The sequence below is a fragment of the Fodinibius sp. GM21 genome, assembly GCF_058386955.1.
Window position 1 is genome coordinate 470,117 of the sequence record NZ_JBYEIQ010000001.1, and the last position, 13,602, is coordinate 483,718.

A 13,602-nucleotide genomic window follows, 5' to 3' on the forward strand; every position below is an offset into this window, starting at 1 on the left:
TGTGCTGCTCATCAAAATATTCTTCAACACTACCAGCCACTCACTGCGTCATTAAACATATTGTCAGCGATTTGATTGAGTGCTTCAACGGCTGCGTTTGTTTCTCCTTCAATGGGGTTTTCATTGGTATCATAGGTATCAGATCCATTGAAGGTGCTGCTCCATTCGGCCTGTTCTTTATCCGTATATTGAAAGGTAGCCCGTACCGAAATGGAAACTTCATTTAGGCTGCTTTGACCTTCACCGGTGACACTAAAAGGTTCATTGGCATAACTTATTATGGATCCTTCTAAAACGGCATCAGCAGAGTTTCGTGAGTTAGAGAGCTGCAGTTTTGTTTGATTGATAAATCGATTGACTAAGGCCGTATTAAGTTGATCACTCAGATTTCCAGTACCACCCGAAGATTGATCAGCAAAGAAAGGAATATAAACTGAGTTTACGTCATCGGGGATTGAAGTCCCGGTAAAGCTGTATCTAAAACAACCGCTTAACATAAAAGCGATGAGTAGTAGCGCAAGAATTCGCCGTTTGTTATTGTAAATCATACTGGTCGAGCTTGCGATAAAGAGTGCGTTCGCTTACACCTAACGCTTCGGAAGCCTTTCGACGATTGCCGTCGAATTTTTTTAGCGCCTGTTCAATTAGAAACTGCTCTGCTTTCTCAATTGAGGGGACTTCATCTTCGTTAAAAAATTGATAAAAAATATTTTCATCATCAGATTCTTCTTCCGAAATATCGGCCTCGGCAAACGATTCTACACCGCCAATTTCTTCATCCGCAGCATTACCGATATCTACATTCATATCCACATCAGACATATTGTTTTGGCTGAATTCGTCCTGGATGTTTTGGGGAAGGGCCTTCATATTCTTCTGGGAAAAGGTAGAGTAGAGGAAGGTTCCCAGCATTTCTTTTAAGTCCCCGATATCGCTTTGTAGTTCAACAAGTGCGCGATAAATCAATCGCTGATCGTCATTGCCGAATGCTCCGTTTGATCCTCCTTGCGAATCTTTATCAGCGAGGACAGGCAGATTATCGGCCGAGCCTTCATGTTGCCGTCCCTTGAGATACTTCTGGAGCTTTTCGGTATCAATAAATTGTGATTTTTCAAGCACTACCAGTTGTTCTGCTACATTACGGAGCTCGCGGACATTGCCCGGCCAGCGGTAGGATATTAAAAGTTCTTTGGCATCATCCGAAAAACCTTTGAAGACAGAGTCGTATTTGGCAGAGAATTCCGTAACAAACTTTCTGAAAATAGGGATTATATCATCAGGGCGCTCACGAAGAGGAGGGAGCTTTACTTTTACGGTATCGAGACGATAGTAAAGATCTTCGCGAAAATCATCGTCCTGAACCAATTGCCATAAATCCTTATTGGTGGCTGCTAATACCCGTACATCCGTTTTACGGACACTGCTTGATCCTACCCGAAAGTATTCTCCGGTTTCGAGTACCCGAAGTAATTTTACCTGAATATTGGCGGGAGTGTCGCCAATCTCATCCAGAAAGATGGTACCACCGTTGGCTTTTTCAAAATATCCTTCCCGTGCTTCATGAGCCCCGGTAAACGCTCCCTTTTCGTGACCGAACAGCTCACTTTCGATAATACCTTCGGGGATAGCACCACAGTTGACAATCACCATATTATTCTTGCTGCGGTGACTTATTTCGTGAATGGCTTTGGCCGTCACATCCTTACCTACGCCACTTTCACCTTCCAAAAGCACGGTGATATCGGTATCGGCCACCTGAATAACTTTGTCAATAACCTGCTTGAGCGCAACAGATTCTCCAATAAGTCCAAATCGTTCTTGAAATGCTTCACGATCCATAGGGGAGAAGCTCGTTTAAAATATTATTGTTAAAACTGTATCTATGGTTAAAGGTAATAATAACTGCTTTAGTTACATAAACATTCAAAGCAATTATGTAACTAGAACTGATTTACAAGCGTTTCTCACAAATTAATTTATTCCCCATTTACATGGGCTGACTAGTAGTAATCCAATCAAAAATGCTAAGCAGCCACTGTTTCTCGGCTATACTCTTGGATACTACTCTTTTTGATAACATCCCCCATCAAGGTGGCAGAGGTACAATCGGTAATTGTTACTTCCACATAGTCGCCTTTTTCGATGTGTTCTTCGCGGTCAAAAACGACCATTTTATTTGTGTCCGTACGTCCGCATAGCTGCTCATCGGAACGCTTGCTGGTACCTTCAACAAGTACCAAATGCCGGCGCCCGATTTCTTTCTTGTTGAGCTCCTCCTGAATGTTCATTTGTTGTTCAATGATCTCAGAGAGACGGCGTTTTTTAACGTCCTCCGGGACGTCATCTTCGTACTTGCGTTGGGCCAGTGTTCGTCCCCGTTCGGAGTAGGCAAACATATAGGCCAGGTCATACTTCACTTCGGCCATCAATGACATGGTGTCTTCATGCTCTTCTTCGGTTTCGCCACAGAAACCGGTGATGATATCTGTTGAAAGCGTAACGCCGGGAATGATATCGCGCATTTTTTCAACAAGATCTAAATACTGCTCGCGAGTATAGGGACGTCTCATACGTTCCAGCACCTCATTATTACCCGATTGCGCCGGAATATGAATATAGTTACAGAGGTTAGGTTGCTCGGCAATAATTTCGAGCAGTTCCTCTGGAAAATCTTTGGGGTGTGGAGACGAGAAGCGGATTCTCATTTCGGGATCTACCTGGCTGGCCTTGTACATCAGGTCAGCAAAAGAGTGCTCCCCATCATCATAGGAGTTAACATTTTGTCCCAACAGGGTAACCTCTTTATAACCTTGCTCACTGAGCTGTTGCAGTTCTTCAATAATACTTTCGGCCGTTCGGCTTCGCTCACGTCCACGTGTAAAAGGTACCACGCAGAAGGCGCACATATTATCGCAGCCGCGCATAATGGTAACAAATGCGCTGACGCCGTTATCATTACGGCGCACCGGCTTAATGTCGGCGTACGTTTCTTCGAGCGAGAGAATAGTATTGGCAGCCTTTTGCCCATTTTCAACATCCGATAGCAACTTTGGCAGATCGCGATAAGCATCAGGACCCACAACGAGATCAACAAGCTCTTCTTTTTCCATAATCTGCTCGCGGATACGCTCAGCCATGCAACCCAGTACGCCAACCGTCATGTCCCGATTTTGACGCTCCCGTTTCATCGCTTTGAACTCTTTTAGGCGATTCCAGACACGCTCTTCAGCATTTTCACGAATCGAGCAGGTATTGATAAAAATAATTTCGGCATCTTCTGGCTCATTCACCGGTTGCATGCCTTCCTCCATCAAAATAGAGTTGACGATTTCGGTATCAGAGACGTTCATCTGACAACCGTATGTCTCAATGTAAAAGTTGCGTTGATCCACTGTGAACAATGTTTTGTTCCTGATTATTTAGACTGATGAATATAAGAAGAGATTCGCTCTTTATGAAGCTGATAGTTGAAAAGGTAAAACGGATATTTATATGAAAATGACCCGCAAAGATTCATTATCTCCTCGAGTCTTAATCTATTAATTATCAATCCCTAATTTGGCCAGGTATCGGGGGTATTACGCCATTCGGCCAGTGTTTCGAGGTCTGATTCATTTACATAATCGTTATCACTGGCTACATCAATAAGGGTAGAATAGTCTGTAAGCGTAAACATAGGGACGCCCGCTTTCTCGAAGCGCTTGTTTGCTTTGTCAAATCCGTAGGTGAAAATGCTGAGTACAGCCTCGATTTCGGCGCCAATAAACTGCAGGGCTTCAACCACCGAAATTGCCGATCCGCCGGTGGAGATCAAATCCTCAATAACAACGGTTGTTTCTCCCTTTTGGATGCCACCCTCGATCTGGTTACCGAGTCCGTATGCTTTGGCCTTAGCGCGGACATATGACATGGGCTTATCCATATTTTCAGCCACCCATGCAGCGTGTGGAATACCGGCGGTAGCTGTACCCGTAATCACATCAACATCAGAGTACTCACTTGAAATAAAGTCAACGAACTTTTTGGATATTTTCTTACGGATTTTAGGATACCGCATAGTTAGTCTGTTATCACAGTATATGGGCGAATGCCATCCCGACGACCATGTAAAAGGGTCATTGGGGCGCAGGATAACCGCATTAATATCTAATAAATCAAGTGCTAACTCTTTTGCAAATGTTTGATCAATAATCATATAAAATTGTTTAGTAGTTCTCTTGCTAGAAGGCAACAATAATGATACAAAAAAGTTGCTACCGTTTGATTAGCATATTATTAAATAATTTCTAAAATGAATAAAAGTCCGTGTATACATAAAAAGGCATAGACGCCGGCTAATAGGTCGTCAGCTAAAATGCCCCAACCCCCGGGCAGGTTTTGCAATTTATTTACCCCGAGGGGTTTCTGTATATCAAAAAAGCGGAAGAAGATAAATCCAACGAGCAGCAAGAGCAGATCTTGTGAAAGGATTCCGCTAAAAGAGATGGCTACAAATGTCATGGCCTGTCCGGCAAATTCATCCATGACCAGGGGAGAGGGATCGCCGCCCCATTCTTTTTCGCACTCTTCGGATACCCATACAGTTATATAGGAAAATAGTACAGTTAAAAATGCCATGCCATACCATGGGCTGTATAAACCCACTATATAGATAGGGAATAGGGCAAAAAAGCTGCCCCAGGTTCCCGGTGCATTAGGTAAAAAGCCGGCGTTGAAAAAACTACCGAGTATCGGTTTAAGTTTTGGCATCTTTCTTTAGTGAAAATATTTTTCTATTGATAAAAATGTATTCAATGCCAGAATAAACGGTAATGGCAACGATGACCATCATCAGCCATCCCAATATTCCTGATTGAAGGAGTTGGACACAATAGCTGCTTAGCCATACATCTGTTTCGATAAAAACCCCCACCATAAGTATCAGGTAAAGGAAGAACATCTGGCTCAGGGTTTTTGCTTTGGCCGTCAGGCGGGTATCCATCGTGATGTTGCGGTAATCGGCCAACATTCGCATGCCGGTAACAAATATATCCCTGAAAACAATGATCCCAATTGCCCACCATGGAAACTGTGCGGGATCAATAAAGGGTAAACAGATAAAACCTGCAAAAGTTAAGAATTTGTCGGCCAACGGATCTAAAAATACCCCGTAATCAGTTTCGGCACCATACATACGGGCAATATAGCCGTCAAAAAAATCGGTGACCACGGCCACGGCAAAAATGCCTACACTTAGGGCACGCCATACCACTTCATCCTGCACATACAGGATTAAGAAGATGGGAGCCAAAATAATACGGATAGTACTTAATATGTTAGGTATTTGACGCACGGCCCAAAGATAGTAATTGTTATAGAGAATTAAATCTTTTTTGTGTTGGAATAATTAGCTTCGAAAAGCTGTCAGAGTTTGATATTTTGATCAACGATTTTTGCCGAATATAAAATTTATATGCTACATGCGGTGCCGAATATTATCTATAGGAAATGAATTATTGATTGGTGATACGGTAAATACCAACGCCAGCTGGTTGGGCGATGTGCTAACTGAGGCGGGCATTGATGTGACCCATATTTATACCATTGGTGATGACTTGGATACGATGAAAGGTATTTTATCGGAGGCATTATCTTCGACAGACCTGATTATAACGACCGGAGGACTTGGTCCCACACACGATGATATTACCAAACGTGCCGTCACTGAACTTTTTGATTGTGAGCTGGTGCTCGAAGATTCGGTACTGGAGTTTATTAAAAAGGTTTTTAAGAAGCGTAATATCCCTTTCAGTACGTCCAATTATCATCAAGCGGAGGTGCCTGATTGCTGCGAGGTACTCTTTAATACGCAGGGTACGGCGCCGGGCATGTGGTTTGATCAGGGATCAGTGAAGTTGGCAGTACTGCCGGGTGTCCCGCATGAAATGAAGCACCTGATGAATGAAAAGGTGATTCCAAAGATAAGAGCAATTAATGGGGATACAGAATTTCGTCGTTCACACTACATTACTACGGCCGGTATTGGTGAAAGTACGCTCAGTGACCAGATTGTTGGCCCACTTGGTGATGTGTTGCCCAACCATGTTAGCGTAGCTTATTTGCCGAGTCCACAGGGTACACGCATTAGAATTAGTGCGTACGGCAGTTCCGATAATGAAATTAATGAGCGGATAAATACTGTTCGAAACCATATTAAAAAGAAGGCTGGCAAATATATTATTGGTGAAGGCAAAGAACTTGATCTGCCGAAAGCGGTTGGTGACTTATTAGCGGAGCACGAGATGTTAATAAGTGTTGCAGAAAGCTGTACTGGCGGTTATCTGGCTAACGCAATTACAGATGTCCCTGGGAGTAGTCGCTATATGATGGGCGGTATTGTTGCCTATGCTAATAGGGTGAAGGTAGATCAGCTTGGAGTTTTACAGGATGATTTGAATAATCACGGTGCCGTGAGTAAACCCGTAGCTTTGCAAATGGCGAGAGGCGTTGCCGAAAGATTAGGGTCCAATTTCGGTATATCAACAACAGGCATTGCCGGCCCCGATGGGGGAACTGAAGAAAAACCGGTGGGTACCGTTTGGATTGGATTCTGGAGACAGGATGAGCATTTTGCATTGAAAGCTCGCTTTACGAATGATCGGCTGATCAACAAAGAGCGTTCGGCGGCGGTTGCTTTAGAAATAATCAGGCGATCAATCATGGGAATCGAAGAAATGCCATACGGACTTAAAAAGTATCCGGCTTGAAATTATTACGTGCTACATATTTGCTTTTAATATTGCTCACAGGTTGGCAGTCGGCGGCCATGGCGCAGGTTGATTCTACCACGGTCGATTCGGTAGCATTAAATTCTGCCGCAACAGATACGCTCTTTTTGTATCCTGTAGAATTTCCTACATCAGCTATTGATACCGTTGCACTTGATACTACAGCAACTGATACGCTTTTTCGGTTTCCATTAAACTTGGATGCGTTCAAGGACAGACCTCTCCAACCTGTAGCAGAAGAAGAGAAGAAGGAGCTTTTCAAGGTAAATCCATGGGAGTTTCATGCACCACTGGGGGCTGAACGAACGGCCACCGACAGCACATTGCGATGGCAATACTGGTCGGACTGGACCTACAGACTTAATCGAGAGCCGGGCGTTATCAGTTATCGTCTGGGGACCAATATTCGTTCAAATGCCGTACAGCGTAATGCTCACGAACCGCGCCATCAGCAGTTGTACTGGGAGGATATTTCGCTAAATGACCCCGTATCCGGAAACGTTAATTGGGAACTGATACCTCAAAATAAGATTGCTGATTTTTATTCTGATGATTTGGGTACAGTGCACGAATCACGGTTTTATCATCATCAATATTATATAAATAAGCCGCTTTCAAGGCTGATTTACAGCGAGAGCAAGTTCAATTACCGCAATCTGGAATTTGAGGTGAGCCATAATTTGTCGCAGCGGACCAATGTTGAGTTAAGCTACTGGGATCGGCGCTCCGGTGGAGAATATAGCAACTCTGAAATTACCGGACGTCAAATTTACCTTAAGGCGAGCCATCATTTGGATCAAAACAAATATCTGAAGTTAAACTACATTACCAACAATTATGATGTTGGGCAGCCTTTTGGATACAATATGTCGGATCTAGCGACTTTCAATTTTGATCGCTATTCCGCTTCTGCAATTCAGTCTTCAGCAACAACCAAGCGGAAAAACAATATTCTCGCATTAAATTATTATCAGCGTAATCCCGACAGTACGCAAACAGAAGACAATTTCAGAGCAGGGCTTTTCCATAGAAGTGATGAACGCTTTTTAACTCTACCGGGAGACAGTACAGGCTATAGCTTAACCACAGTGGGTATTAATGCGCGAAAATGGTGGCAATGGGGTGGTATACAGCTGGAGACGGGGGCTAAGGCTGATTACTCCTTTAATAAAACGCCGGAAAACAGAAGCTTTCCCGCTGACAACTGGGCTATGGCAAAAGCAGATGGTAGTTTACAGGTAGACTTTATCCCTTTTATTGATTTGATGGGAGATGCTGAAGTGCAGATGCGCTCCGATGGTTTCCAATCGTATCAGATTAATACTGAAGCAGAAATTTCTATTGGTGGATTCTCTTTAAAGACCGGGGCATCATCAGGAGCCATAATGCCCACACCGCAACAATTAAATTGGGATTCCGACCAGTTTCAGGGCAATCCAGATCTAAACAATGAAAAAATTCAGGATATACGGGGAACGCTGAGTTATGATTTTACGCCCGATATCAGGATTGGGCTTCGCGGACAGCACAAAGAGATTACTGATGGTATTATGATAGCAGACAGTCTCTTTACTAATGTAGAGAAGTATGCCTCACAATCAGCCACAGCTTTTTTTGAATGGAATTTGACGCACTTCGAATTTGAAGGTTCGGCTGTTTATCATCGCTTTACTGATAGTTACTTGTCGCCCTCCGGTAGCATCCCAATGTCTCCGCAGGAGCGGATTTGGGTGAAAGGCGGTGCCTACTGGAAGGGATATCTGTTTGATCGGGCTACTTATGTAAAAGCGGGTGTTTCCGGGATGGCGTCTCCATTTCGTTATCAAGCCGATCACTATAATCCCGAGCTAAACTATTGGCAGTCAATGAGCGACGATCAGCAGCTACCGATGTTCAATAGATTGGATGTCGATATTTCGGCTCGAGTGCGTTCTATCATGTTTATTTTACGGTGGGAAAATGTGCTTGACGATGTTAGTCAACTCGGCTACTTTGAAACTGCTCAATATCCCATGTCGCAAAGACGATTTATTTTTAGCGTGCGGGCACTTTTTAGAAATTAAAATGAGATTGATTCGATGAGTTTAGGTTACGTAGTTAAGGAAGGGATGGCCGGAATTGGCCGAGCAAAACTTGCGGCTTTTACTTCGATATTTTCGCTTTTTATTGCGGTATTGCTGTTGGGTTTACTGGCTCGATTGGGGTACAACGGCTACGAAGTTGCACAGTCGTTAAAAAAGTCGATAGATGTTGAAGTATTTTTGGTAGATTTGGATGAGCGGACCACTGATGAGCTGTCAGAGCGACTCAAAGATAAAGAGCTTGTTCAGGAGGTAACCTATATCTCAAAAGACAGCGCGGCCGCTGTTTTTGAAAAAGAATTTGGCTCCGCAGGAAGCTCGCTTGCAGATCTAAAATTTTTGCCCGCTTCTTTTAAATTGAACATTGATCCTAATGCGCAAATATCGCAGGTGGATTCGCTGGTTAACCAGGTTAAATCGTACCGTGGCGTGGATGAAGTACGGTTTAATCAACAGTTACTAAAGCGTATCGAATCCAACTTCGAAACGGCAGCAATGGTTGGGGGGGGGCTGGGGATCCTTATTTTGCTGGCTTCAATGATCCTAGTCTTTAATACCATTCGTCTTACCATTTATGCCAAGCGAGACCTCATTAAGGCGATGAAACTGGTTGGGGCTACAAATGGATTTATACGGCGTCCATTTGTGGTTGAAGGAATTATCCAGGGATTAATTGCCGGAATACTTTCGGTAGGACTCATGTATCTTGGGTTCCATTACATACTACCGGAATATATTCCACAGTTAGGCGTGTTGGAATGGCCTTTTGGACGTTGGTATTACCTTAGCGGCGCCATGTTGCTATTAGCAGTGTTTATGGGATTTTGGGGAAGTCAGTGGGCGGCCCGCAGGTTTATTAAAGAGACTTCTATTTCTGAATAATGCTTACTTGCGCTTGTCTTTCACATAGATAGCTTTTGATTGCCCTTCGCCAGTAGAGCGTTCTTCAATTTCAAAGAGTTTAATAGCCTTTACCAGGTTACCCAGTTTTCGATAGCCATAATTACGGGGATCAAATTCAGGAGACTGTTTGGCGATATAGCTTCCTACTTGTCCCAAATGTGCCCACCCGCTTTCATCAGATGAAGCCTCAATGGCATTGCGCATCAGATTGACAAGTTTGGTGTCTTGTTTCAGCTCATTGGTTGACATGCGTTGGATAGAAGAATCTTCATCAGTTTGCTCTTCACTTCGCAGTACCTCCGTATAAATAAATTTATCACAAGCCGCTACAAAGGGATCGGGGGTTTTTTGCTCACCAAATCCATATACATACAACCCGGCTTCGCGGATGCGGGCTGCTAGTTTGGTGAAATCACTATCACTCGAAACAATGCAAAACCCATCAAATTGATCGGTATAGAGTAGGTCCATGGCATCAATAATCATAGCACTGTCGGTCGCATTTTTACCGGTCGTATAACCAAACTGTTGGATGGGTTGAATGGAGTGATCGAGAAGATGATCTTTCCAACCGCGCAATTTTGGTGAAGTCCAGTCGCCATAAATGCGTTTAACATTGGCTGTGCCATATTTTGCAATTTCTGCCAAGAGTCCTTCTATGATTGAAGGTTGGGCATTATCAGCATCGATTAAGACGGCTAATTTATGTGATGTTTCCTGATCCATAAATTGAAATAACTCGAATTGAATTTGACATGATCTCTTTTGATACAAGAGGATCAATAAGTTACGATATTCAAGCTTAACTCCAAGACAGGGCGATTGGATTTTTTCAAGCCCAAGATTTTAAAACCTTTGGTGATCTAAACTTATAATAAAGGGAAGTATAAATAAGATTTCTCAGATTCGAAGCGGGAATAGATAATGATATCCCGATTTATGCACAGGAATTTACTGTCTGTCTATTGAAAAAGGCTTTTTATGGACATTAGAAAAGGGTTGGGGCTCAAGAATTAACATTGAGTTAACAATAGATTCGGAAATTTAAAATACATTTAGTCACAGAATTTCAGCACACAATCACATTCAAAAAAGTCAACTCAAAATATCCGAAATAATGATTAAAAAAGTATTTGCTCTCATCCTGTTTGGCGGACTGTTTTTATATTCCTGTGGTTCGGGTGGATCACAGCAAGAAATTAAAATCGATGGTTCTGGCACTGTTTATCCTATCACTGAAGCGGTAGCAGAAGAGTTTAGGAAGGTAGAACCCGACATTAGGGTTTCTGTGGGTTCATCCGGATCGGGTGCCGGATTTAAAAAATTTGTGCGGGGAGAAACCGACATTTCAAATTCGTCCCGAAAAATATCTGAGGAGGAAAAAGCGTTGGCAGAAGAAAATGGCATTGAGTACCAGCAATTTTCTATTGCATTAGACGGTATTTCGATCGTTGCTCACCCCGACAATGACTGGGTGAAAACACTTACGCCAGAAGAACTTAATGAGATTTGGAAAGCCAACAGTGAAGTGCAGCAGTGGAGCGATATTCGCGAGGGATGGCCGGATGAAGATATTCGTCTTTATGGTCCAAATACTGCTCATGGAACGTATGACTTTTTTACCGAAGTAATAAATGGAGAGTCGGGCGCCAGTCGGACTGATTATAATGCAGTGGCTGATTACAATGTGGCCGTACAGGGTATATCCTCCGATAAATATTCCCTCGGATATTTTGGATTGGCGTATTACGAAGAGAATGCAGATCAGCTCAAACTAATTGGGATTGATTCCGGAGATGGGGCAGTTGAACCATCGCTGGAAACTGTTAAAAACGGCACATATAAGCCGTTGTCACGGTCGCTGTATATCTATGTTGCTAAGAAAGCCGCAAAACGTCCCGCCGTGCAGAAATTCGTAGAATTTTATTTTGATAATGCCGGAGAATTAGCTCAGGATGTGGGATATGTGCCCATGCCAGCAGAGGATATTGATCAACAGAAGTCAGCATTTCGCAGTTTTGCTTCTGATACAGTAGCAGCAGATTAATTAATTGGAGTTCTCTGCTCTGATACGAAGATCCATATCTTGAAAGAGCGGAGAATTCACTCATTATCCTGGCTCATGAATATCAAAGAGAAAATAATTGAGAAGGTTCTGGCCCTATGTGCCTTGATAACCATTCTCACAACTGTTGGTATTATTGGGGTATTGTTATATGAGGCGATCGGTTTTTTTAGGGGAGTTCCAATTACCGATTTCTTAACCGGCACCGAATGGACGCCGTTATTTGCAGATAAGAAATACGGCATTCTGCCGCTGGTGTCAGGTACCTTATTAACCACTTTTATTGCCATAGCTGTAGCCCTGCCGGTTGGTTTGACCATTGCCATTTATTTAAATGAATATGCTCCCAAACGGTTTAAAAAGGTGCTAAAGCCGCTTCTTGAAGTCTTAGCAGTAGTGCCTACGGTAGTGTACGGTTTCTTTGCGCTGATGATTGTAACTCCTTTTCTTAAGCTTTTTATAACCGACTTGTCCGGATTTAATGCTCTTTCCCCGGGCATTGTTATGGGTATTATGATTATTCCCTTTGTCTCTTCATTAAGTGAGGATGCATTGGCTGCGGTACCGGACTCGCTGCGTCAGGCCTCCTATGGAATGGGCTCAACACGGTTTCAGACGGCTTTTCGAGTAATGGTCCCTGCAGCTTCGTCGGGTATCATGGTATCAATTATATTGGCTCTGTCTCGTGCTATAGGTGAAACCATGATTGTAGCTATTGCAGCCGGGCAAACACCGGTATTTACCTTTGATCCCACAGTACCCATTGAAACAATTACTGCTTATATAGTGAAGGTAAGCTCGGGTGATGTGCCCCAGGGAACCGTAGCTTACCAAACAATATTTGCCGCGGGAATCACCTTGTTTGTAGTCACATTTATCTTGAATAATATCAGTTACTGGATTAAAAACAGGTATCAGGAAAAGTATGAATAACGCTAAGATTAATAGAATAAAAGACAAGGCGTTTAAATACGTGGGGATCTTCTCCAGTATTATTGGGATCGTTATCCTCGCAATATTTATCGGTTTTGTGATCTATATGGGCGTGCAACGCCTGAGCTGGGATTTTATCGTTCAGTTGCCATCACGATTTGCCGAGGAGTCGGGGATATATACCGCCTGGATGGGTACCATTTGGATTATGGTATTTACAACACTAATCTCATTTCCACTTGGTGTGGGCGCCGGCATTTATTTAGAAGAGTACGCCAAGCAAAATCGGTGGAGTACTTTTCTTGAAATCAATATTTCTAACCTGGCCAGCGTGCCTTCCATTATTTATGGTCTGCTCGGTTTAGGAGTCTTCGTTCGCATGATGCAGATGGGCAATAGCATTTTGGCGGGAGCACTTACCTTATCACTATTGATTTTGCCGATCATTATCGTATCTACGCGAGAAGCTATTAAGGCCGTTCCAAGTTCTATTCGGGATGCCTCAAATGCGTTGGGTGCCTCTAAGTGGCAAACGATTTGGCACCAAGTATTGCCGGCTTCATTTGGCGGCATTTTGACGGGCGTGATCCTGGCGTTATCGCGTGCTATCGGTGAAACAGCGCCTCTCATAGTAGTTGGAGCGTTGGTATATGTACCTTTTGCACCACAAAATCCACTGGATGAATTCACGGTATTACCGGTACAAATTTATAACTGGGTATCGCGCCCGCAGGAAGAGTTTATAATCAATGCGGCAGCCGCTATTATTGTACTTCTGGGGATTACCTTTATGATGAATGGTATTGCGGTTTATTTGCGTAACAAGTGGCAGAGCAAAATGGAGTGGTAATCA

General features: G+C 43.3%; 13 protein-coding genes. 6 read left to right on the forward strand and 7 right to left on the reverse strand.

Going from position 1 to position 13,602, the window contains the following annotated elements; genetic code table 11:
• Positions 1-29 precede the first annotated feature (29 nt).
• The 6 genes from lptE to ACT3IB_RS01830 form a co-directional block, all read right to left on the reverse strand.
• The gene (lptE, locus tag ACT3IB_RS01805) at positions 30-548 is read right to left on the reverse strand and encodes an LPS assembly lipoprotein LptE (RefSeq protein ID WP_491537309.1); all 519 of its coding nucleotides are present in this window, start codon (positions 546-548) and stop codon (positions 30-32) included.
• The gene (locus ACT3IB_RS01810; protein ID WP_491537310.1) at positions 535-1,839 is read right to left on the reverse strand and encodes a sigma-54 interaction domain-containing protein; all 1,305 of its coding nucleotides are present in this window, start codon (positions 1,837-1,839) and stop codon (positions 535-537) included. Before ACT3IB_RS01810 ends, lptE begins: the two co-directional genes overlap by 14 nt.
• Before the next feature lie 185 nt (positions 1,840-2,024).
• Positions 2,025-3,392, reverse strand: coding sequence for a tRNA (N6-isopentenyl adenosine(37)-C2)-methylthiotransferase MiaB (miaB, locus tag ACT3IB_RS01815; protein WP_491537311.1), 1,368 nt, complete (start codon positions 3,390-3,392; stop codon positions 2,025-2,027).
• 161 nt (positions 3,393-3,553) lie between these two features.
• Positions 3,554-4,195 (reverse strand): orotate phosphoribosyltransferase, encoded by a 642-nt coding sequence (gene pyrE, locus ACT3IB_RS01820; protein ID WP_491537312.1) that lies wholly within the window; start codon positions 4,193-4,195, stop codon positions 3,554-3,556.
• Between the two features lie 80 nt (positions 4,196-4,275).
• A complete protein-coding gene (locus ACT3IB_RS01825; RefSeq protein ID WP_491537313.1) occupies positions 4,276-4,749 on the reverse strand; it encodes a phosphatidylglycerophosphatase A family protein in 474 nt (157 codons plus the stop codon).
• Positions 4,736-5,332 (reverse strand): CDP-alcohol phosphatidyltransferase family protein, encoded by a 597-nt coding sequence (locus tag ACT3IB_RS01830; protein ID WP_491537314.1) that lies wholly within the window; start codon positions 5,330-5,332, stop codon positions 4,736-4,738. Before ACT3IB_RS01830 ends, ACT3IB_RS01825 begins: the two co-directional genes overlap by 14 nt.
• Positions 5,333-5,459: 127 nt before the next feature.
• On the opposite strand from ACT3IB_RS01830, the gene ACT3IB_RS01835 reads away from it, so the two are divergent.
• Genes ACT3IB_RS01835 through ACT3IB_RS01845 form a run of 3 tightly spaced genes read left to right on the forward strand, consistent with a single transcriptional unit; the run spans position 5,460 to position 9,730 of the window.
• On the forward strand, positions 5,460-6,746 hold the full coding sequence (locus ACT3IB_RS01835; RefSeq protein ID WP_491537315.1) for a competence/damage-inducible protein A: 1,287 nt from the start codon (positions 5,460-5,462) through the stop codon (positions 6,744-6,746).
• Positions 6,743-8,830, forward strand: coding sequence for a putative porin (locus ACT3IB_RS01840; protein WP_491537316.1), 2,088 nt, complete (start codon positions 6,743-6,745; stop codon positions 8,828-8,830). Before ACT3IB_RS01835 ends, ACT3IB_RS01840 begins: the two co-directional genes overlap by 4 nt.
• A gap of 15 nt (positions 8,831-8,845) precedes the next feature.
• Positions 8,846-9,730, forward strand: coding sequence for a cell division protein FtsX (locus tag ACT3IB_RS01845; RefSeq protein WP_491537317.1), 885 nt, complete (start codon positions 8,846-8,848; stop codon positions 9,728-9,730).
• 3 nt (positions 9,731-9,733) lie between these two features.
• Here ACT3IB_RS01845 and ACT3IB_RS01850 read toward each other — a convergent pair whose 3' ends face one another.
• The gene (locus ACT3IB_RS01850) at positions 9,734-10,477 is read right to left on the reverse strand and encodes an NYN domain-containing protein (protein ID WP_491537318.1); all 744 of its coding nucleotides are present in this window, start codon (positions 10,475-10,477) and stop codon (positions 9,734-9,736) included.
• A 391-nt stretch (positions 10,478-10,868) separates the two neighbouring features.
• On the opposite strand from ACT3IB_RS01850, the gene ACT3IB_RS01855 reads away from it, so the two are divergent.
• From ACT3IB_RS01855 to pstA, 3 genes are all read left to right on the forward strand, one after another.
• Positions 10,869-11,798 (forward strand): PstS family phosphate ABC transporter substrate-binding protein, encoded by a 930-nt coding sequence (locus ACT3IB_RS01855; RefSeq protein WP_491537319.1) that lies wholly within the window; start codon positions 10,869-10,871, stop codon positions 11,796-11,798.
• A 75-nt stretch (positions 11,799-11,873) separates the two neighbouring features.
• Positions 11,874-12,749: a phosphate ABC transporter permease subunit PstC gene (gene pstC / locus ACT3IB_RS01860; protein WP_491537320.1), complete on the forward strand. Its 876-nt coding sequence runs from the start codon at positions 11,874-11,876 to the stop codon at positions 12,747-12,749.
• On the forward strand, positions 12,742-13,599 hold the full coding sequence (gene pstA, locus ACT3IB_RS01865; protein WP_491537321.1) for a phosphate ABC transporter permease PstA: 858 nt from the start codon (positions 12,742-12,744) through the stop codon (positions 13,597-13,599). The genes pstC and pstA overlap by 8 nt, the downstream gene beginning before the upstream one ends.
• The last annotated feature ends 3 nt before the right edge of the window (positions 13,600-13,602 follow it).